The sequence below is a fragment of the Streptomyces sp. NPDC025618 genome, from assembly GCF_055558795.1.
This window is the reverse complement of record NZ_JBVHLW010000041.1, coordinates 1-20199: the sequence shown is the minus strand read 5'-3', so window position 1 is coordinate 20199 and position 20199 is coordinate 1. Positions and strand designations below refer to the sequence as shown.

Annotated in this window: 14 protein-coding genes and 4 pseudogenes; 7 read left to right on the top strand and 11 right to left on the bottom strand. The window is 71.2% G+C overall.

Features of this window, described 5'->3' with window-relative positions; translation table 11 throughout:
• Positions 1 to 18 precede the first annotated feature (18 nt).
• Positions 19 to 303 carry an SHOCT domain-containing protein gene (locus tag ACZ4A5_RS26295; RefSeq protein ID WP_467589243.1) on the bottom strand — a complete coding sequence of 95 codons (285 nt, stop codon included), beginning with the start codon at positions 301 to 303 and terminating at the stop codon, positions 19 to 21.
• A 313-nt stretch (positions 304 to 616) separates the two neighbouring features.
• Here ACZ4A5_RS26295 and ACZ4A5_RS26290 point away from each other — a divergent pair.
• Positions 617 to 796, top strand: a pseudogene (locus ACZ4A5_RS26290) (DUF1918 domain-containing protein); the annotation flags it as partial.
• Between the two features lie 53 nt (positions 797 to 849).
• Positions 850 to 2196 (top strand): nicotinate phosphoribosyltransferase, encoded by a 1347-nt coding sequence (locus tag ACZ4A5_RS26285; RefSeq protein WP_467589155.1) that lies wholly within the window; start codon positions 850 to 852, stop codon positions 2194 to 2196.
• A gap of 13 nt (positions 2197 to 2209) precedes the next feature.
• On the opposite strand, the gene ACZ4A5_RS26280 is transcribed toward ACZ4A5_RS26285, so the two are convergent.
• Positions 2210 to 3079 carry a universal stress protein gene (locus ACZ4A5_RS26280; RefSeq protein ID WP_467589239.1) on the bottom strand — a complete coding sequence of 290 codons (870 nt, stop codon included), beginning with the start codon at positions 3077 to 3079 and terminating at the stop codon, positions 2210 to 2212.
• A 268-nt stretch (positions 3080 to 3347) separates the two neighbouring features.
• Here ACZ4A5_RS26280 and ACZ4A5_RS26275 point away from each other — a divergent pair, with 268 nt between their 5' ends.
• Entirely contained in the window at positions 3348 to 5933 is a 2586-nt protein-coding gene (locus tag ACZ4A5_RS26275) for a cation-translocating P-type ATPase (protein ID WP_467589152.1), read from the top strand.
• 91 nt (positions 5934 to 6024) lie between these two features.
• Here the strand turns inward: ACZ4A5_RS26275 and ACZ4A5_RS26270 are convergent, their stop codons facing one another.
• On the bottom strand, positions 6025 to 7446 hold the full coding sequence (locus ACZ4A5_RS26270; RefSeq protein ID WP_467589150.1) for an MBL fold metallo-hydrolase RNA specificity domain-containing protein: 1422 nt from the start codon (positions 7444 to 7446) through the stop codon (positions 6025 to 6027).
• A 244-nt stretch (positions 7447 to 7690) separates the two neighbouring features.
• Here ACZ4A5_RS26270 and ACZ4A5_RS26265 point away from each other — a divergent pair, with 244 nt between their 5' ends.
• Complete coding sequence (locus ACZ4A5_RS26265; protein WP_467589148.1) at positions 7691 to 10168, top strand: DUF4118 domain-containing protein; 2478 nt, start codon at positions 7691 to 7693, stop codon at positions 10166 to 10168.
• Positions 10169 to 10331: 163 nt separating this feature from the next.
• Here ACZ4A5_RS26265 and kdpC read toward each other — a convergent pair whose 3' ends face one another.
• The 5 genes from kdpC to ACZ4A5_RS26240 all read right to left on the bottom strand — a co-directional run bounded on the left by kdpC (position 10332) and on the right by ACZ4A5_RS26240 (position 16081).
• Complete coding sequence (gene kdpC, locus ACZ4A5_RS26260; protein ID WP_467589146.1) at positions 10332 to 10985, bottom strand: potassium-transporting ATPase subunit KdpC; 654 nt, start codon at positions 10983 to 10985, stop codon at positions 10332 to 10334.
• Positions 10986 to 11036: 51 nt separating this feature from the next.
• Positions 11037 to 13127, bottom strand: a complete 2091-nt coding sequence (gene kdpB, locus ACZ4A5_RS26255; protein WP_467589142.1) for a potassium-transporting ATPase subunit KdpB — start codon at positions 13125 to 13127, stop codon at positions 11037 to 11039.
• Positions 13127 to 14791 (bottom strand): potassium-transporting ATPase subunit KdpA, encoded by a 1665-nt coding sequence (gene kdpA, locus ACZ4A5_RS26250; protein WP_467589140.1) that lies wholly within the window; start codon positions 14789 to 14791, stop codon positions 13127 to 13129. The genes kdpB and kdpA overlap by 1 nt, the downstream gene beginning before the upstream one ends.
• Positions 14791 to 14880 carry a K(+)-transporting ATPase subunit F gene (gene kdpF / locus ACZ4A5_RS26245; RefSeq protein WP_398869265.1) on the bottom strand — a complete coding sequence of 30 codons (90 nt, stop codon included), beginning with the start codon at positions 14878 to 14880 and terminating at the stop codon, positions 14791 to 14793. Before kdpF ends, kdpA begins: the two co-directional genes overlap by 1 nt.
• Positions 14881 to 15406: 526 nt before the next feature.
• Positions 15407 to 16081 (bottom strand): helix-turn-helix domain-containing protein, encoded by a 675-nt coding sequence (locus ACZ4A5_RS26240; protein ID WP_467589136.1) that lies wholly within the window; start codon positions 16079 to 16081, stop codon positions 15407 to 15409.
• A gap of 183 nt (positions 16082 to 16264) precedes the next feature.
• Between ACZ4A5_RS26240 and ACZ4A5_RS26235 the strand changes: the two are divergent.
• Positions 16265 to 17453: pseudogene (locus tag ACZ4A5_RS26235) on the top strand (cytochrome P450).
• Between the two features lie 58 nt (positions 17454 to 17511).
• Positions 17512 to 17634: a hypothetical protein gene (locus ACZ4A5_RS26230; RefSeq protein ID WP_467589133.1), complete on the top strand. Its 123-nt coding sequence runs from the start codon at positions 17512 to 17514 to the stop codon at positions 17632 to 17634.
• Between the two features lie 161 nt (positions 17635 to 17795).
• Here ACZ4A5_RS26230 and ACZ4A5_RS26225 read toward each other — a convergent pair.
• Both ACZ4A5_RS26225 and ACZ4A5_RS26220 read right to left on the bottom strand, forming a co-directional pair.
• Positions 17796 to 17900 (bottom strand): annotated as a pseudogene (locus tag ACZ4A5_RS26225) (prolyl aminopeptidase); the annotation flags it as partial.
• Positions 17901 to 17931: 31 nt separating this feature from the next.
• Positions 17932 to 18489, bottom strand: coding sequence for a PadR family transcriptional regulator (locus tag ACZ4A5_RS26220; protein WP_467589236.1), 558 nt, complete (start codon positions 18487 to 18489; stop codon positions 17932 to 17934).
• Between the two features lie 54 nt (positions 18490 to 18543).
• Here ACZ4A5_RS26220 and ACZ4A5_RS26215 point away from each other — a divergent pair, with 54 nt between their 5' ends.
• Complete coding sequence (locus ACZ4A5_RS26215) at positions 18544 to 19470, top strand: MFS transporter (RefSeq protein WP_467589233.1); 927 nt, start codon at positions 18544 to 18546, stop codon at positions 19468 to 19470.
• A 509-nt stretch (positions 19471 to 19979) separates the two neighbouring features.
• On the opposite strand, the pseudogene ACZ4A5_RS26210 reads toward ACZ4A5_RS26215, so the two are convergent.
• Positions 19980 to 20199, bottom strand: a pseudogene (locus tag ACZ4A5_RS26210) (IS630 family transposase); the annotation flags it as partial.

The following is a 20199-nucleotide window of genomic DNA, read 5'->3' as shown; positions in this document are numbered from 1 at the left end:
GGCGGTAGCTGCGCCGGATCACTGTTCGGCAGGGCCGGGCGGCGAGCCCCTCAGGGTGGCCAGGCGTCGCGCGTACTCCTCCTCGCCGATCTCGCCGCGGGCATACCGCTCGGCGAGGATCTGCTCGGCGTGGCCGGGCTCGGGGCCTTTCTGCCAGCCGGTGTGCTGACCGCCGTGCGGCGGGCGGGAGAGCGCTCGGAAGAGCAGGACCGCGACGGTGATGATCAGCGCCCAGAACAGGACCATGCTCACCGTCATCGCGAACAGGCCCCAGCCGCCGCCATGGCCGTACCAGAACATCATCGATTCACTTCCCCAGGTCATCCGGGGTCCGGGGCGTGTGCGCCCCGGTGCCTCACCTCCATGGTCCCTCGGTGCGCTTCTCAGCAGATACGGGACAGCCGCTCGCCGAGCGGTATGTCCACCACGTGACGCGCGTCCACGGCCGGCTCGGCGCCCTCCCACGGCCCGATCGGCCGGCGTGGCTCCCCGTCGCGGCACACCGGCCGGGTTCCGGCCGCTGAACGGGGCTGTCCCGGCCCGGCCGGGCAGCGTGCGTCTTGGGCTGGATGGGCGGAGTCTGGTCTTGGAGGCACGGCAAGGAAGCGGTGACGACATGCACGCGCGACTAGGTGACCACTTGATCGTCGAGAGCCCGAGCACAGGCGCGACCAAACGCGACGGAGAGATCATCGGCCTCCACCACGCCGACGGCACACCGCCGTACGACGTGCGCTGGTCGGACACCGAAAGGGTGACCCTGGTCTACCCGGGGCCGGACGCCCACGTGCACCACCCGGAACACGACCCGAAGGCGGCACGCCCCCGCTGAGGGAGGAGGCGTCGGCGATGTCGGACGCCACGACGACCGACCTCTACGAGGTCACCATGGCCCTGTCGTACCTGCGCGAGGGGCTGACCCGACCGGCGACGTTCAGCCTGTTCGTACGGGATGTCCCGCCCGACCGCGGGTTCCTCGTGGCCGCCGGGCCGGAGTCCGTTCTGGCCTATCTCGCCGGATTCCGTGTGGACGCCGACGACGTCGAGGTCTTCGCCTCCGTGCTGAACCGGCCCCCGGACGAGGTGAAGCCGTTGCTCGGCCTCACCTTCACCGGTGACGTACGGGCCGTGCCCGAAGGGCGCGTCGTCCTGGCCGGCGAACCCCTGGTGGAGATCACCGCACCCCTGCCACAGGCCCAGCTGGTGGAGAGCTACGTCCTCAACCAGGTCAACCACCAGACCACCGTCGTCTCCAAGTGCGCCCGCTGCGTGCTGGCCGCCGCCGGGCATCCGGTGGTGGACTTCTCCCTGCGTCGTACACACGGTACGGAGGCCGCCTACCAGGCGGCCCGGCTGGGTGCCATGGCCGGATTCGCCGGGACCAGCAACGTGGCGGCTGCCCACGCCGAGGGGGTGCCCGCGGCCGGGACGATGGCCCACTCCTACATCGAGGTCTTCGGAAGCGAGGAGGAGGCTTTCCGCGCATTCGCCCGCACCCACCCGGGCCCGGTGACCTTCCTGGTGGATACCTACGACACCGAGAACGGCGTCGCGACCGCCGCACGCGTACTGAAGGACCTGGGGCTCGGGCCGGGATGCGCGATCCGGCTGGACAGCGGTGACCTGGGCGCGCTGGCGGTGCGCTCCCGGCGGATCCTCGACGCCGCCGGGCTCCACGAGGTGCGTATCGTCGCCAGCGGCGGCCTCGACGAATTCGCCGTGGACCGGCTCGTCCGCTCCGGGGCGCCCATCGACACATACGCGGTCGGCACGAAGGCCGGCGTCTCCGCCGACGCCCCTTATCTGGACTCCGCCTACAAGCTGGTCGAGTACGACGGACGGCCCGTCATGAAGCTGTCCTCGGCCAAAGTGACGGCGCCGGGCCGCAAGCAGGTCTTCCGGAGGCCCGGGTACGCCGATGTCATCGGCCTGAACGACGAGCCCCCACCGCCGGACGGGGAACCGCTGCTGCAGACGGTCATGCGGCACGGAGCGTGGGACCGGCCGGGCACCCGGCACTCCCGGCTGGACGAGGCCCGGGGACGCCTCGCCGCGGACCTTGCCGCGCTGCCTGCCGACGCGCGGCGCATCACATCGCCCGTGGCCCCCAAGGCCGTTCGCTCACAGCCGCTCACCGAGCTCGCTGCGCGCGTACGTCACCGTGTGGAGCGGGAGATCCTGGCCGGTACGGGGTGAACGGCCGTGTGCTTCACCGGTGCGGCACCACCGCGACGGGGCAGGCCGCCCGGTGCAGGGCGGTGTGGCTGACCCGGCCGAGCTGCAGTCCGAACCCGCCCTGCCGCCGGGTGGCGCCGAGCACCAGCAGGTCGGCGTCGGCCGCCGGCCCGAGCAGCACCCGGTGCGCGGGCCCTTCCAGCACCGTGCGCGTGACGGACACCTTCGGGTGCTCGGCCACGGCCTCTTCCAGCACCTCGTCCAGGACGGCGGTTGCCTGGTCCGCGGAGGCTTGCGCGGCCATGTCGACCTCGGACAGGAGCTCCGTCGGCTGCTGGGGGCTGCGCCAGGCCCGTACGGCTTGCAGTGCGCATCCACGGGCCTCGGCCTCGCGGAGGGCGAACCGCACGGCGGTGGCGGCCTCGTCCGCCTCGCCCACGCCGACGACGACCCGGCCGCTCATGCCCTTGATGTTGCGCTCCTCGCCGCGTACGACGACGACCGGGCAGTCGGCGCGGCCCGCCACCGCGAGGCTCACGGAGCCCAGCAGAAACCCCTTGACGGCTCCCCGCCCGGACGAGCCGGTCACCACGGTGGCCGCGCCGCGCGACTCCTCCACCAGCGCCTCCACCGCGTCCTCCGGCACGGTCACGGCAGTCACCCGCAGGTCCGGGGAGAGCTGCCGGGCTCGCTGTTCGGAGGAGGCGACGATGTGCTGGGCCGCGATCTGCTCGGCCGGTTGCTGACCGGTGAACGAGGGCACCGCCCCTTCGTACCGCTCCCACAGCGACGCGTAGACCACGCGCAAGGGGAGCCCGAGGTGCGCCGCTTCCTCAACGGCCCAGTCCAGGGCGGCGAGGCTGCCGTCGGACCCGTCGACGCCCACGACCACGGGACGTTCCATCACGCTCACCGCCTCACCGGCATCCCGGACCGGGCGTCGGTCCGCGTCTTTCGCCTCTTCCACCATCTCTCGCCGTCGCCGTCGCGGCATGTCATGGCTCGAAAGCCTCTGTGGCGCGCAGGCGCGTCCCGCTGGGAAGATGGGACAGTGCTTGCGGAGCAGAGCGCGGAAGACGGACAGGACACGGCGACGGGCATGGGACCAGGAGACGAGTCCGGCTCCCGCCAGGCTCGTAGCGGCCTGTAGAGCCGGAGAAACGACCGAGTCAGTGGCGACGCGACCGCAGGAGACCCAGGGCCTGACCCAGGCCGAAGCAGAGCGTCGTCTGGCTTGTCACGGTCCCAACATCGTCAGCCCCGGCTGCCCCACACCGGTGTGGCGCCGGATCCTCGCCCAGCTGCGCGATCCGTTGATCCTGGTGCTGCTGGGGGCCATGGTGCTCACCCTCGCGACCGGTGATCTGGTCGACACAGCGATCATCGCCATCGTCGTCGTGGCCAACAGCGCGGTCGGCGTGGCCCAGGAAGTCCGTGCCGAACGGGCCGTGGCGGCTCTGCGGGCGCTGAGCGCCCCGGTCGTGCGCGTGCTGCGTGACGGCGCCGAGCGGGAGGTGAACGCTGCGGACGTCGTATCCGGTGACATCGTCCTCCTGGGCGAGGGCGACATCGTTCCCGCCGACGGCCGCGTCATCGAGGCGGCCACGTTGCTGGTGGACGAGTCCTCCCTGACCGGTGAGTCGGTGCCCGTGGCCAAGGAGCCTTCGCCGGACGACCCGGGCCCGGGGGCGGTCTCAGCGGGCACCACGGTCCTGCGGGGACGCGGACGCGTCGAGGTGACGGCGACCGGAGCGGCGAGCGCCACGGGCAGGATCGCCGCCCTGATGGCGGAGCCGCCCGGCCTCACCCCGCTCCAGCACCGGCTGGCGCGCTTCGGCCGCGCTCTCGCCCTGATCGCCGTGGTGCTCTCCGGCGTGGTACTGCTTGCCGGGATCGTCCGCGGGGAGCCCGTGGAGCTGATGGTGGTCGCGGCGATCAGCCTGGTCGTCGCGGCCGTCCCCGAGTCACTGCCGGCCGTGGTGACGCTCGCCCTGGCTCTGGGCGCGCACCGGATGGCCCAGCGGCACGCCATCGTCCGCCGCTTGCCCGCTGTCGAGACCTTGGGCTCGATCACCGTACTGGCCACGGACAAGACCGGCACCCTCACCGAGGGGCGGATGGCCGCGCAGCGGCTGTGGACCCCCAGCGGCGGCGAGGCCACGGTCTCCGGCATCGGCTACGTGCCTCAAGGGTGTGTCGAGCGGGAGGGCCGCGTGCTCAGCGCCGATCAGGCAGCGGACCTGTCGGAATTGCTGGCTGCCGCGGTGCTGTGCAACGACGCGGCACTGCAACCGCCCGGAGCCGGGAACGGGATGTGGACGGCCCTGGGCGATCCCACGGAAGCCGCCCTCCTGACCGCGGCGGCGCGACTCGGTCTGGACACCGACGAGTTGCGTCAGCGCATGCCGCGCGTGGACGAGATCCCGTTCAGCAGCGAGCGCAAGCGCATGACCACCGTGCACCGTCGCCCTGGGGGAGCCCTGCGCGTCGTCTGCAAGGGCGCTCCCGAAACCGTTCTCGGCACGGGGATCCTGACCGACAGCGGTCCGGAGCCGCGTGACCGGGCGCTGGAGCGGGCGCGGCAGTGGGCACAGCAGGGGTACCGGGTCCTGGCCGTGGCCGCGGCCGACAGAACGGCGCCCGCACCGGAGAACTGGGAGGCCGGCCTGACCCCGCTCGGGCTGGTCGCGATTCTCGACCCGCCCCGGGAGGCCGCCGCCGGCACCGTCACGGCGTGCCGGGCGGCCGGCATCACTCCCGTGCTCGTCACTGGTGACCATCCGCTGACCGCAGGAGCCGTGGCCCGGCGACTGGGCATCGCCTCCGCCCAGGACGCGGCCGTCACCGGCGAGGAGATTCAGCGCGGGACGGCGAGGGACCTCATGGCGGTGCGCGTGTTCGCCCGTACGACGCCGGAGCAGAAGGTCGGCATCGTCGAGTCCTGGCGACGGGCAGGACACGTGGTGGCCATGACGGGCGACGGGGTCAACGACGGTCCGGCACTGCGCCGGGCCGACATCGGGGTGGCCATGGGGCGGCGGGGGACGGAGGTCGCCCGGCAGGCCGCCGATCTCGTCCTGGCCGACGACGACATCGGCACGGTCGTGGCCGCGGTCGAGGAGGGCCGCCGGGTCTACGCCAACGTACGGCGCTTCCTCCTGTACGCCCTCGCGGGCGGCAGCGCGGAGATCCTGGTCATGCTCACGGGCCCGGCCCTGGGCATGGCCCTGCCGCTGCTCCCGGCCCAGATCCTGTGGATCAACCTCCTTACCCACGGCCTGCCGGGCGTGGCGCTCGGCGCCGAACCCACCGCCGGCGACTCCATGCACCGGCCGCCGAGGCCACCGGAGGAGAGCGTGCTGGGGCAGGGGCTGTGGGCACGCATCCTCGTACTGGGCGTGCTCATCACGGCGCTGACCCTGGCCGTCGGCTGCTGGGCCCACGGCACGGGCCGCCCCTGGCAGACGCTGGTCTTCCTGGTCCTGGGCGCCACCCAGCTCGGCGTCGGCCTGGGCTCGCGTGCCCGGCCCGGAACCCTGGCCAACCCCTTCCTCCTGCTGGCGCTGGCGGGCGCGTTGACCCTGCAGATCGCCGGAGCGTACGTGCCCGTGCTGCGCGACCTGCTCGGCACCCGGCCGCCGGAGTGGGGGGATCTGGGCACCGTGGGCGCCGCGTTCCTCCTCGGGTATCTGGCGATGCGCCTTCAGGCGTGGCTGGTGCCCGAGGGCGGCGGAGTCCGGCGGGTGCGGACGCGGTGAGGACTCGGCTCCGGCGCGGGGGAGGGACGACAGGGCCGGGAGCGTCGCCCGGTCGCGGCAGGCCAAACTCGCGGGAGCTCGCGGGAGCGGTTCAACGGACCAGCACCCGCTCGCCGGACCGGGGAACCACCGCGGTCCACCCCAGGCTCCGGTCGATGCGGGTCCGTAGCGCCTCGGCCGAATCCGGTTCGCCGTGCACGAGGTACGTCGCGTTCGGCGCGGGTGCGTCGCGGAGCCAGCTCAGGAGCTCGCCCGCGTCGGCGTGGGCCGACAGCCCTGGCACGTTCACGACTTCCGCCCGTACGGGCACATAGCCGCCGAGCATCTTGAGCGTGCGCGCGCCGTTGACCAGATCGCGGGCCCGGGTGCCCGCGGCGGCGAAGCCCACGATGACGACGGTGTTTCGCGAACCGGGCAACAGACGGGCCAGGTGGCGCAGGATGCGGCCGCCCGTCGCCATTCCCGAGGCGGAGACGATGACGGCAGGGCCCCGGACGTTCTGGACAGCTATCGACTCCTCGACCGAGCGCGCGGCGGAGAAGGGTGCGGGATCGAGGACGGACGCTCCGGCCTCCAGCACCTCCGGCCGTACCTCCGGTGCCCGCGCGGCCAGCGCATCCTCGTAGACGCGCAGCGCTGCCAGTGCCATGGGACTGTCCACGTACACGGGCACCGATCGCGGGAGCTCGCCGGCCCCTCGGAGCCGGGCCAGCTCGTGCAGCACGACCTCGGTGCGGTCCACGGCGAACGCCGGGATCACCACGGTCCCGCCACGCGCGAACGTCCTGTTCAGAGCGTCCCTGAACACCGCTCGGCTGCCGTCGCTGTCGTGGTGCCGGTTGCCGTACGTGGACTCGAGCAGCAGCACGTCGGCTCCCGTGAAGGGATCCGGCGGGCGCAGCAGCGGGTGTGCCGGTCTGCCGAGGTCGCCGCTGGAGGCCAGGGTGTGTCCGTCCTCCAGGGTGAGCCGGGCCCAGGTGGAGCCCAGGATGTGTCCCGCGTGGTGCAGGGTGAGCCGGGTGTCGCGGGCGATCTCCGTCTCCGTGCCGGGTTCGACGGTCCGGACCAGCCGCATCGTGTGATCGACGTCCATCTCGTCGTAGAGGGGCTCGGCGGGGCGGTGCTTGGAGTGGCCGTAGCGGTTGCAGTGCTCGGCCTGCTCCACTTGGAGCCGGGCGCTATCGCGCAGCACGATCTCGGCGAGCCGGGCCGTGTTCGGGCTGCAGAACACGTCGCCGTGGAAGCCCTGCCTGACCAGTCTGGGCAGGTACCCGCAGTGATCGAGGTGGGCGTGGGTGAGGACGACGGCGTGGACGGCCGAGGCCTCGGCAGGGAAGCGCCGCCAGTTGAGACGGCGCAGGTCGGCCAGTCCCTGGAAGAGCCCGCAGTCCGCCAGCAGCCGGACGTGATCGGTCTCGATCATGAACTTGCTGCCCGTCACGGTGCCCACGCCACCGAGGAAGGACAGCAGCCCCGGCCGCATCCTCGCCGTCGGCTGTGCGGCGCCGATCATGCTCACCTCCCGGATGCCGAGAGCGGGCGGGCCCGGAGGACTGTCAGGCCCGTCCTTCCACCGTGGCCCCGATCCGCCGTACTCGCACGGCGGACCGGGAGCTGGTCCATGGGGCGGAGCGTGCCGCGCCGTGGCGCGGCGTCGGGGGAGGTAGCACGCTGGAAGCAGGGCGTAGGCAAAGCGGAAGGCCACGGGCCGGGGATGTCCGGCCGGGGACTCGGGGAAGAGCCGGGGGAGTCGGGCGATGGCAGCGCGCGGAAAACTGCGGATCTACCTTGGTGCCGCCCCTGGCGTGGGCAAGACCTACGCCATGCTCGAGGAGGGGCAGCGGCTGCGTGCCCAGGGCGCCGATGTGATCATCGGTTTCGTCGAACCGCACGGGCGGCGGCCGACCGCCGCCATGGCCGAGGGGATCGAGACGGTCCCGCGCCGGGCCATGGCACACCGTGGGGCGGAGTTCACCGAGATGGACGTCGACGCCGTCCTGGCCCGTGACCCGCAGGTCGCCCTGGTGGACGAGCTGGCCCATACCAACGTGCCCGGCAGCCGCAACGCCAAGCGGTGGGGGGACGTCGAGGAACTCCTGGACGCCGGCATCGACGTCGTCACCACGCTCAACGTCCAGCACCTGGAATCCCTCAACGACGTCGTCGCGCAGATCACCGGGGTGCGGCAGCGCGAGCGGCTCCCGGACGAGGTGGCACGCCGGGCCGACCAGATCGAACTGGTCGACCTGCCGCCCGAAGCCGTGCGCCGCCGCATGACGCACGGCGACATCTACCCGCCCGACCGCATCGAGGCGGCCCTCACCCACTACTTCCGCGTCGGCAACCTCACCGCCCTCCGTGAGCTCGCCCTCCTGTGGCTCGCCGACCGGGTGGAGGAGGGCCTCCAGCGCTATCGCACCGAGCACGGGATCGCCGCGCCGTGGGAGACCCGGGAACGCATCCTGGTCGGGCTGACCGGCGGCCGGGAGGGCGAGACGCTCATCCGCCGGGCAGCCCGCATCACCGCCCGGACCCCGGGCAGCGAACTGCTTGCCCTGCACATCACCCCGGGCGACGCGCTCGCCGGCGCCGACCCCGCGGTCCTCGCCGAACAGCGTGCGCTGGTGGAGTCCCTGGGCGGCAGTTACCACCAGACCACCGCCGACGACGTCGTCCAAGGGCTGCTCGACTTCGCCCGCGCCGAGAACGTCACCCAGATCGTCCTCGGCGCCGGCCGCCGGGGCCTGCTCGGATCCCTGCTGCGGGGCGACGTGGGGCGGCGGACGATCCGGGAGTCCGGCCCCGTCGACGTCCACGTCGTCACCCATGAGGAAGCTGCCGGAGCCGCCGGCCTTGCTCTGCCACGCCCCGGCCGGGGAACCGGCCGTAAGCGATTCCTGCTGGCCATGGCCGGTGCGGCCGTACTCCTGCCGACGCTGACCACCGTGCTCACCGCGCTGCGTGGCCGTCTCGATCTCTCCAGCGATCTCGTGCTGTACCTGCTGGCGGTCGTCGTGGTGGCGCTTGTCGGCGGCCTGGGCCCGGCCCTGCTCGCGGCGATGGCCGCCGGACTGCTGGCCACCTACTACTTCACCGTGCCCGTGCGCACCTTCGGCGTGGAACGCGGCAACGACATCGTCGCCCTGGCGGCCTTCGTCGCCGTGGCGGTGCTGGTGGGCACGGCGGCGGGCGCGGTCACCCGGCGCACGTATCAGGCCGCACGGGCCACCGCCGAGGCGGCGGCGCTGAGCCGGCTGGCGACCGCCATGATGCACGGCCAGGATCTCCCCGCCCTGGTCGAGCAGTTGCGTGAGAACTTCGGCCTCGCCGCCGTCAGTCTGCTCGAACGGGCCCCCGGCCCGGCGGCCCCGCCCCGCTGGTTCGTCGTCGCGAGTGCCGGTGAACGACCGCCCGAGCGCCCTTACGACGCCGACTTGGAGAGCCCCATCGACGAGTACCTGACCTTGGCCGCCCGCGGCCGTGGCCTGAGCACGGACGACCAGGACATCTTCGCGGCATGCGCCACTCAGCTGGGCATCGCCCACACCCAGGGCCGGGTCGCGCTCCAGGCCGCGGAGACCGGGACCCGGGAAGCCGCGGAGCGAAACCGCGCGATGGCGCTCGCCATGGCCGTCCGGGACCTGCGGGCATCGCTGACCGAGACCGATACGGTGCTCAGCCGGCTGACGGACGAAACGAGGGACCGGCCGCCGCGCGAGCGGCGTCTGCTGGCGGAGGCACGGGAGTCGGCGAGACGTGCCGAGCAGCTTGCCGGCGACCTCGAGGACCTCGGCCGGCTCCACGCGGGCGCCCTGGAGCTGCACCTCCGCCCGGTCGACGTCGGCGAGGTGTTCACCACCGTGCTGGACGACCTCGGGCCAGGCGGCCGCACGATCTCCGTCTCGCTCCCGGAGGAACTGCCGGACGCCATCGCCGATGCCGCGGTCCTTGCCCGCGTCCTCACGAGTGTCGCGGCGGAGGCCCTGAGCCGTGGCGGCTCCGCCACCTCGCCCGCTCTCACGGCCGAGGTGGCGGACGACCGGCTGGTCATGCGGATGACCGGCGTCGGAGCCGAGGCGGACGCCGGAAGTCTCTCCGTCCGGCTGGCCCGTGATTTCGTCGAAGCGATGGGCGGCACACTGGAGGTCCGGGCCGGCCACCACCGGGGAAGGGGGGCGGCGGTCACCCTCGCCCTGCCGGTGGTGGCACGGCACCCTGGGCCTGCCGGACGCTGAGCGGCAGACACATGCGCGCCGGGGCCCCGGCCTTGCTGACGAGGCCGGACCTGGAACCCGAGGACCGGCGGCAGAACTGCCGCCGGCCCTTGTACGCGGTTTCGGAGTGCCTCGGCTATTCCGACGGGCTTCCTGGGGTTCGTTCTCACGACCTGACCGGGGACTACGCGGGGAGATGACTCAAAGCGTGGTTGAGCTCGATCACGTTGACCCGTCCCTGTCCGAGGAAGCCCAGTTCGCGATCGTGTACGTGATCGCCCACGAGCGTCCGTAGCCGCTCGGCCCGCAGACCACGGGCACGGGCGACCCTGGCCACCTGTTCGTAGGCGTACGCCGGGGAGATGTCGGGGTCGAGGCCCGAGCCGGAGGCGGTGAGCGCGTCGGCCGGGACGGACGCGGGGGCGACGCCGTCGAAGGCGGCCACGGCCGCGCGCCGTTGGGCGATCGACGAGATGAGCCGGGGGTTGTTCGGGCCCAGGTTGGAGGCGCCCGAGTAGGCGGGGTCGTACGGGCCGGCGCCCTGGCCGGCATCGGCGGCGGAGGGGCGGGGCTGGAACCACTTGGGGTCGGGCCGGAGGGCTTCCGAGCTGTCGTCCGGGTCCTTTTTCGGCAGGGCGAAGTCCTGGCCGAGGAGGCTGGAAGCCACGGGTTCGCCGTGTTCCTTGATCAGGGAGCCGTTGGCCTGGTGCTCGAAGGCCAGTTGGCCGATGCCGGTGACCGCGAGCGGATAGGCGATGCCCGTGACGACGATGAACGCCATGAGCATGCGCAGGGCTGACACATGCTGCCGCAGCGTCGGCGGGAGGTGCAGGAACATGGGGTGACGCCTCTTCTCTGCTCTTCTGCTTCTGCTCTTCTGCGCGGTCGGTCAGCGGAGGCCGGGGACGAACTGCGTGCCGAGATCGATCAGCTTGATGCCGAGGAACGGCAGGACGAGCCCGCCCAGCCCGTAGACCCAGATGTTGCGACTGAGCAGCGCCGCCGCGGACGTGGGCCGGTAGCGGACTCCGCGCAGGGCGAGCGGGATCAGCGCCACGATGATCAGCGCGTTGAAGACGATCGCGGAGGTGATGGCCGAGGTCGGGCTGTGCAGACGCATGATGTTGAGCCTGTCCAGGCCCGGGTGGACCGCGGCGAACATCGCCGGGATGATCGCGAAGTACTTCGCCACGTCGTTGGCGATGGAGAACGTGGTCAACGCGCCCCGGGTGATGAGCAGTTGCTTGCCGATCTCGACGATCTCGATGAGCTTGGTGGGGTTCGAGTCGAGGTCGACCATGTTCCCGGCCTCCTTGGCGGCGGAGGTGCCGGTGTTCATCGCGACGCCGACGTCGGCCTGGGCCAGTGCGGGCGCGTCGTTCGTACCGTCACCGGTCATCGCCACGAGCTTGCCGCCGGCCTGCTCGCGCCTGATGAGGGCCATCTTGTCCTCGGGCGTGGCCTCGGCGAGGAAGTCGTCGACGCCGGCTTCCTCGGCGATGGCCCGGGCTGTCAGCGGGTTGTCACCCGTGATCATGACCGTCTTGATGCCCATGGCACGCAGCTCGTCGAACCGCTCCCGGATGCCTTCCTTGACGACGTCCTTGAGGTGCACCAGTCCCAGGACCCGCGCGCCGTCCACGTCCCGGACCGCGACCACGAGCGGGGTGCCCCCGCTCTGCGAGATCCGTTCGACGCCTTCGTGGACCTCCTCGCCGACCGTGCCGCCTGCCTCGGTGACCCAGGTGCCAACGGCGGCTGCCGCGCCCTTGCGGATACGGCGGCCGTCCACGTCCACTCCGCTCATCCGGGTCTGCGCGGTGAACGGCACGAACGTGGCGTGCGCCAGCTCGCCCTCCGTACGGGCACGCAGCGCGTGCCGCTGCTTGGCGAGGACGACGATCGAGCGGCCCTCGGGCGTCTCGTCGGCGAGCGAGGACAGCTGGGCGGCGTCCGCGAGTTCGTCCGCGCCGACGCCGCCGACCGGCAGGAACTCGGCGGCCTGACGGTTCCCCAGCGTGATGGTGCCCGTCTTGTCGAGCAGGAGGGTGCCCACGTCCCCGGCGGCCTCGACGGCGCGCCCTGACATGGCGAGAACGTTGCGCTGGACGAGCCGGTCCATGCCGGCGATGCCGATGGCCGAGAGCAGCGCGCCGATCGTGGTCGGGATGAGGGCCACGACGAGCGCGACGAGGACGACGATGCTCTGTTCCGCGCCCGCGAACACCGCGAACGGCTGGAGGGTGACCACCGCGACGAGGAAGACGACGGTGAGCGAGGCCAGCAGGATGTTCAGCGCGATCTCGTTCGGTGTCTTCTGTCGCGCCGCGCCCTCCACCAGCGCGATCATCCGGTCGATGAAGGTCTCGCCGGGCTTGGAAGTGATCTTGACGACGATGCGGTCCGACAGCACTTTCGTGCCGCCCGTGACCGCCGAGCGGTCGCCGCCGGACTCCCGGATGACCGGGGCGGACTCGCCGGTGATCGCTGATTCGTCCACGCTGGCGACGCCCTCGACCACGTCGCCGTCACCGGGGATGATCTGCCCGGCCTCGACGACGACGTGGTCGCCCAGGCACAGGTCCGCGGCCGGCACCTCCTCCTCCACGGGGGTCGCTGTCCGGGGCCGCCAGTCGGCGAGGCGGCGTGCCGTGGTCCGGGTCCGGGTCCGGCGCAGCGTCTCCGCCTGGGCCTTGCCCCGCCCCTCGGCCACCGCCTCGGCGAGGTTGGCGAAGACGACGGTGAGCCACAGCCACGCCGTGATCACCCAGGGGAAGACGCCCGGGTCCTTGAGCGCCGACAAGGTGGTGAGGACCGCTCCGACCCCGACGACGAACATGACCGGGTTGTGGACCATCAGCCGGGGATCCAGCTTGCGTACGGCGCCGGGGAAGGAGGAGGCGAGCTGCCGGGGGTCCAGCAGGCCGCCCGAGATCCGGTGCGGCTGATGCGACGGGGTCGGTGCCGGAGAGGTGGACATCAGTGGAGTCCTTCCGCGAGGGGGCCCAGCGCCAGCGCGGGGAAGAAGGTCAGGCCCACGACGATGAGGATCACGCCGGTGAGCAGGCCCACGAACAGCGGCCGGTGCGTGGGCAGCGTGCCCGCCGTCACCGGCACGGGACGCTGCCCGGCCAGGGCACCGGCGAGTGCCAGGACGAACACCATCGGCAGGAAGCGGCCGAAGACCATGGCCAGGCCGAGGGCGCTGTTGTACCAGAGGGTGTTGGCCTGGAGGCCGGCGAAGGCGGAGCCGTTGTTGTTGGCCGCCGAGGTGAAGGCGTAGAGCACCTCGGAGAAGCCGTGCGCCCCGGGGTTCGTCATCGCCGCCCGCTCACCGGGCAACGCCATGGCGACGCCCGCCCCGATCAGGACGATGACGGGGGTGGTGAGGATGTAGAGGGAGGCGAACTTCATCTCCCGGCTGCGGATCTTCTTGCCCAGGAACTCGGGGGTCCGGCCCACCATCAGGCCGGCCACGAAGACGGCGACGACGGCGAGGACCAGGATCCCGTAGAGGCCGGAGCCCGTGCCGCCGGGGGCGATCTCGCCCAGCATCATGTTGAAGATCAGCAGACCGCCGCCGCCCGGCGTGTACGAGTCGTGGAAGGAGTCGACCGCGCCGCAGGAGGTGAGGGTGGTCGACACGGCGAAGAGCACCGATGCCCAGACGCCGAAGCGCTGCTCCTTGCCCTCCATCATGCCGCCCGCGGCATGGCCCGCCGAACTGCTCACGGAGTGCAGCTCGTTGACCGTCACCACGGCGACGGACGCTGCCCAGATGACCCCCATCACGGCGAGGACGGCGTACCCCTGCCGCCGGTCGCCGACCATCGTGCCGAAGGTCCGGGGGAGGGAGAAGGAGATCACCAGCAGCAGGTAGATCTCCAGGAGGTTGGTGAAGGCGGTGGGGTTCTCGAAGGGGTGGGCGGAGTTGGCGTTGTAGAAGCCGCCGCCGTTGGTGCCCAGCTCCTTGATGGCCTCCTGCGAGGCGACCGGCCCGCCGGTGATGCTCTGGTGGCCGCCGTCGATGGTCGTCACCGTCTGGACGCCGTGGAAGTTCTGGATCACTCCGGCCGCGAGGAGCGCGATCGCGAAGACGAGGGCGATCGGCAGCAGCACACGCAGGACGATCCGGGTGAGGTCGGCCCAGAAGTTGCCGACCCGGCTGGTCTGCTTGCGGGTGAAACCGCGGATGAGGGCGGCGACGACGGCGATGCCGACCGCCGCGGAGACGAAGTTCTGTACCGCGAGGCCGGCCATCTGCACCAGATGGCCCATCGTCGACTCGCCCGAGTACGACTGCCAGTTGGTGTTGGTGACGAACGAGGCCGCGGTGTTGAATGCCTGGTCCGCGGGGACGGGCTTCATGCCCAGCGACAGCGGCAGGTGGTCCTGCAGCCGCTGAAAGCCGTAGAGGAACAGCAGCGACACCAGCGAGAACGCCAGGACGCTGCGCAGATAGGCCGCCCAGGTCTGATCGGTGTCCGGGTTCACCCCGCCCGCCCGGTACACGACGCGCTCGGCGCGCAGATGCCGGGAGGTGGTCAGGCAGCGGGCGATGTGGTCACCGAGCGGCCGGTAGGACAGGGCGAGCGCGGCCACCAAGGCGAGGATCTGCAGCCAGCCCGCGAGGGTGTCGTTCATCAGAACCTCTCCGGGAAGAGCAGGCAGAACACCAGGTAGACCAGCAGGGCCACGGCCGTGACCAGCCCCACGGCGTTGTCGGCACTCACAGCTTCTCGACCCCCTTCACCAGGAGGTGGAGGAGGACGAACGAGCAGACGATGAGGCCGGGGAAAGCCAGATCCGCCATAGACGATGCACCTCGTTGAGTGGTGAGGAGCGGAAGGAGGACGGGACCCGCCGGTCGCACGGGGGACGAGAGGACCGCTGTGGCCGGGAGTCGACAGACCGATCTGTTTGAGCCATCCGAGAGAAGCGCTGAAGATCTGGGTGTGACCAGTCCCCTTATCGCGATACTTACGCTGAACCAGAGCCTCTTGACGGGGTGTTTATTGCCTTCGATGGCTTGTTCTGGTCAATGGGGGCTGTTCGATGATGGCGCGTCAAGGGTTGATACACGGGCAAAGACGGTAATGCCGGGCGTCATGGGTGAGGCTGTGAACACGCCCGTCCGCCCCAGTGGCCGATGTCCGGCCACCGCCGCCACGTCCGGTACGGCACGCCGCCCTGCTGTCGACGTCAGCCGTCGACGCCGTATCAGGAAGGTCTCGTTCCTCTTCGGATGGGCGAGGCGCGTCACGCCAGGAGGGCGCGCCAGCGGTCGGCCGACTCCATCATGTCCAGGGTGACCCGCTCCAGGAACGCCCCTGCCTTGGCCAGCCGCTGCGCCGCGGGCCTGTCGAGCCCGACCGTCTCCGCCCCCGTCATCGCGGCCCGCGCCGCCTCGAGCGTCTGCCGTGCGCTGATCACGACCGAGTGGTACCAGGCCTCGTCGTCGACCACGTAGATATCGCGTCGGCGCCGCGGATCGCGCTCGCGCCGGACGTAACCCTGCTGGACCAGGAAGTTCACGGCCGCGGAGACGGAGGCCGGGCTGACCTTCAGCCTGCCGGCCAGCTCGGCCGCGGTGCGTCTGCCGTCCTCGGACAGCAGCAGGTCGACGTGCACCCGCGCCGTCATCCTCGGCATGCCCGACCTGACCGCCAGCTCGACGATCTCCTCTTCCACCGCGCCGCCCGGCGGTCCGGCCGTGTGCGGGGGTGCCGGTGTGTCACGCCGTGCCCGCTGGACCGTCGCCTGGTGCGCCTGCTGGGGCCGGTAGCCGCCGGGGCCGCCGTTGCGTCCGACCTCCCGGCTGATCGTCGAGGTCGGCCGGCCGAGCCGCCTGGCGATCTCGGCGTAGGAGAGCCCGTCGGCCAGTCCGGCCGCGATGCGCTGGCGGTCCTGCTGGTTCAAACGTCCTCCTGGCATGCCGTCAGTATTGCCTTCGCCGTCATTCATTGCAACGCTGCGTTGCGTTCGATCTCAGCGTCATTGCATCAATTTACCGCCTCTGACCTGGGAAATCTTTTTTCAGTAGATTGACGTGATTCTGAATGCAACATAGCTTTCACGAAGTACCGAACACGTACTATCGCGAGATGAGGAATGGTCATGGGTGAATCCCTTCACACCATCACGGCTCTGCCGACGGCGCGGCGGTCCGGTTGCCCCTTCGACCCGCCGGCAGAGCTGATCGACGCTCGCGGGCACGGCCCCATCAGCCGCTGCACCCACCCCGGCGGAAAGCCCGGCTGGCTGATCACCGGGTACGACCTGGTCAGGTCGGTCCTGGCCGACCCACGGTTCAGCGCGCGCAAAGAGCTCATGAATGTCGTGGACTTCGAGCTTCCTCCGGCGCCGCCCGGCGAGTTCCTCCTCATGGACGACCCGCAGCACCGCCGCTACCGCAAGCCGCTCGCGGGCAAGTTCACGGTGCGGCGGATGCGGCTTCTCACCGAGCGCGTCGAGCAGATCACCGCCGACTGCCTGGACGCCATGGAGGAGGCCGGGCCGTCGGCGGACCTGGTGACCGCGTTCGCCAAGCCCATCCCCACCATCATCATCTGCGAGCTGCTGGGGGTGCCGTACGAGGACCGGAGCTCCTTCCAGGAGCAGATCGACGCGTTCATGGGTGGGGAGACGAGCGACGAGGAGCTGATAGCGGCCTATACCGCGACCCAGGACTACCTGGCGGAGCTGGTGGCCGCCAAGCGCGCGAAGCCCACCGACGACGTGCTCAGCGAACTCACCGACAGCGATCTGACCGATGAGGAGCTGAAGGGGATCAGCCTCATTCTGCTGGCAGCCGGGTTCGACACCACCGCGAACATGCTCTCCCTCGGCACCTTCGCGCTGCTGCAGCACCCGGAGCAACTGGCCGCGCTGCGCGCCGATCCCGCGCTCGCCGACGGGGCCGTGGAGGAGCTGCTGCGGTATCTGACCGTCGCCAAGTCGTTCATGAGGACGGCGCTGGAGGACGTCGAGGTGGGTGGCCGGACCATCGAGGCCGGCACGACGGTCGTCCTGTCGTACAACACCGCCAACCGTGACCCCGAGCGCTTCGCCGATCCCCACGTGCTCGACATCCGGAGGCAGTACAGCGGGCACCTGGCATTCGGCCACGGTATCCACCAGTGCCTGGGCCAGCAGCTGGCCCGCGTCGAGATGCGGGTCGCGCTCCCCGCGCTGCTCGACCGCTTCCCCACTGCGCCTGGCCGTACCGGCCGAAGAGGTTGCCCTGCGCCCGGAGACCGCGGACGTCTACGGGGTGAAGAGCCTCCCGGTCACCTGGGGCGAGTAGGAGGCGTGAGGACGCCGCGCCCGCGTGCCGACCGTGAGTGCCGCATCGGTGCCGGGATGTGCGCCCTGCCCGTCCGGAGGTCTTCGACCAGGGCCCCGACGACGGCCGCGTGCTCCTGCCGCACATCAAGCCGCCCACCGCCCATCGTGCGGCGGCACAGGTGCCGATTCGCGCCTGGTGAGCGAATCGGTCGAGGGCCTTGAGCACATGGGCCCGTGTGGTGGCACTGTCCAAGTGGCCCGCGTCGCCGACGACGATCAGTTCCGCGTCGGACCAGGCGCGGGTGAGCTCCCAGGCGGTGTCGAGCGGGCTGCCCATATCGATCCTGCCGTGGACCAGAACGCCGTGGACGACGACCGCCGGCTTGCCGTCCGGGTTCCCGCAGACCTCCCAGTACGCGAGATTGCCGTCGCCGACGTCGAGCATCCCCTTCTCGTACGGCTCCAACGTACGGGTACGGTCCCCAGCGCGGCGGCCGTCACCGGGTAGATGTGTGCGCCCGGCCCTTCTGGCCGGACTCGAGGCTGTCGAGGGTCTGCCGCAGCCAGCCCAGTTCGGCCTGGGACGTGGCTTTGGCGATGGTCAGGACGCCGCGCCGGAAGGGGTCGTCGACGTCGGCGGCGCTCAGTGGCCGGTCGCCCTCGTAGAAGAAGCTGCTCGGCTCCTGGAGGAAGGTCAGCCGACGCCGGAGAACTGCCGCCTGCGCGCCCGGATCCGGGAGGTGGCGGAGGAAGGCGAGCAGCGTGAACCAGCGGTTCTCGTCGGTGATGAAGGGATCCGCCGGCTCGCGCAGCCGATCCAGCAGCGCCTTCCTCCCCTCGTCGGTCAGGGTGAGCACGTGCCGGGGCGCCGCCGCCGCGCCGGGCTGGGACTCCCGTGCCAGCAGCCCCGCCTTCTCCATGCGTTTGATCGCCGGGTACAGCGTGCCGTGGCTGATCGTGCTCACGTGCCCCGTCAGACGGGCGATCCGGGTGCGCAACTCGTAACCGTGCAGCGGCTCCTCGTAGAGGAAACCAAGGAGGGCGAGATCCAACATGCTTGACATGAACTCAGGTCGGTTCGCCATCCGGTCCGCCGGGCATCGCCGCACATCCTCATCGCCGTACGTCTCTCGCCGCCGGAACGGCGGGCCTCGGCCATCGCCTGGGTCGCCGGCGGCCTGGGACTGGCCACGGTGCTGGGTGGCCCGATCGGCACGGCCATCGGCGAACAGTGGGGATGGCGCGCCACCTTCTGGTGCGTCGCCGGCGCCACCCTCGCGGGATTCCTGGCCTTGCTCCTGCTGCTCCCGAAGGGCCTCAGCCGCGGCGAGAGCGAATCCATGCGCGACGAGACGGGAATCCTCCGGCGCCCCCAGGTGCTGTCCGGGCTGGCCATCACCGCCGTCTCCCAGGCCGGGTGGTTCCTGCTGTACAGCTACATCTCACCCCTGCTCCAGCAAGTCACCGGCTTCGGACCGGCGGCCGCCACGACGCTTCTCTTCGTCTTCGGAGCCGGCGGCTTCGCCGGCAACGCCCTCGGCGGCAAGCTGGCCGACCGCACCCTGCGCGGAACCCTGATGTGGATGCTCGCCCTGCTGGCCGCCGCCCTCCTGTTGACCGGCTTCGCCGCGGAATCCAAGACGGTCACGCCCGCGGCGATCTTCTTGATCGGCCTGGCCTCCGGCGCCCTCGTGCCACCGCTCCAGACCTGGGTGCTGGGCGCGGCGGGCGGCGGCTCGGCGCTGGCCCTGGCGGCCAACACCTCCGCCTTCAACCTCGGCAACGCCCTGGGCTCCTGGTCCGGCTCACAACTCCTGGACATGGGAACACGGGTCACCACACTCGCCTGGGCCGGCGCCGCCGTCGTGGTGGCCGCCCTCATCGGTGCCGCGGCGGCACTGCGCCGCGGCGCGAAGCCGGAGCCGCCCACTGAGTGTGGGCGGACCCTGGGATTTCCCCAGTGGCGGACATGGGGCGATGCGGGTTCGGACACAGCAGTTCCCCGTGGGCGGACGCATGATGACGCACGGTGGTGATCTATGGGCAGTCGCGGCGTCAAGGGGCTGCCTCCCTGCCCTCCCTGATGCCAAAAGAGGCGTGTGCGTCGGACTGGGCCTGCAGGTGAGTGGATGGCCGCGTTCGCTGGCGGTGGCCTTCGGGGTTCGGCATCGCTTCGTCGGCGGCCGGCGGCTCGTGGATGACGGTTGCGTGGACGGGGTGGGTATGGTCCGGCAGGCCGGGCGGGTGTGGCGGGGAGCTGTGTCCCGCTGCACCCGCCCGGTGGGATGGGTCATCCCTCGGAGATGTGATGGGTACCGGGTGGGTCAGGCCCTGACCGGATCCTGGTATGCCGCATCGTGTCCGGGCAGATCGTGTCCAGTGTCCGAAGGGCCTGGTGACTGGGCTTCGTCCGTCACTGTCCGGACAGTCTCAAGGACGCTGTCGAGCAAGAAGGCTGGTGATGCGTGCCGATGGTGACGGCTTCACGCACCAGGCGATGGTGCCACGCCGTCGACGTCGTCGATCCGGACCGCGTCGCCCCCTGCTAGTGACCTGAGTCGTTGATGCGTCGGCAGTAGCTGGCGAGGCTGTTGAGGATCTGGTCGGCGGTCTTGTGCCATACGTAGGGGCGGGGGTTGGTATTCCAGTCCTTGATCCAGGCACGGATGTCGCGTTCAAGTGCCTGGACGGAGCGGTGCACGCTGCGCTGGAGCTTCTTGCAGGTCAGCTCGGCGAACCATCGCTCGACCAGGTTCAGCCAGGAC

What these genes read in the sequence shown, in the direction of transcription:
- kdpA (WP_467589140.1), bottom strand. Translation starts at nt 14,791, where the DNA reads ATGAACGACACCCTCGCGGGCTGGCTGCAGATCCTCGCCTTGGTGGCC.
- kdpC (WP_467589146.1), bottom strand. Translation starts at nt 10,985, where the DNA reads ATGTTCCTGCACCTCCCGCCGACGCTGCGGCAGCATGTGTCAGCCCTG.
- ACZ4A5_RS26280 (WP_467589239.1), bottom strand. Translation starts at nt 3,079, where the DNA reads ATGGAACGTCCCGTGGTCGTGGGCGTCGACGGGTCCGACGGCAGCCTC.
- ACZ4A5_RS26270 (WP_467589150.1), bottom strand. Translation starts at nt 7,446, where the DNA reads ATGATCGGCGCCGCACAGCCGACGGCGAGGATGCGGCCGGGGCTGCTG.
- kdpB (WP_467589142.1), bottom strand. Translation starts at nt 13,127, where the DNA reads ATGTCCACCTCTCCGGCACCGACCCCGTCGCATCAGCCGCACCGGATC.
- ACZ4A5_RS26265 (WP_467589148.1), top strand. Translation starts at nt 7,691, where the DNA reads ATGGCAGCGCGCGGAAAACTGCGGATCTACCTTGGTGCCGCCCCTGGC.
- ACZ4A5_RS26295 (WP_467589243.1), bottom strand. Translation starts at nt 303, where the DNA reads ATGATGTTCTGGTACGGCCATGGCGGCGGCTGGGGCCTGTTCGCGATG.
- ACZ4A5_RS26285 (WP_467589155.1), top strand. Translation starts at nt 850, where the DNA reads ATGTCGGACGCCACGACGACCGACCTCTACGAGGTCACCATGGCCCTG.
- ACZ4A5_RS26220 (WP_467589236.1), bottom strand. Translation starts at nt 18,489, where the DNA reads ATGTTGGATCTCGCCCTCCTTGGTTTCCTCTACGAGGAGCCGCTGCAC.
- ACZ4A5_RS26240 (WP_467589136.1), bottom strand. Translation starts at nt 16,081, where the DNA reads ATGCCAGGAGGACGTTTGAACCAGCAGGACCGCCAGCGCATCGCGGCC.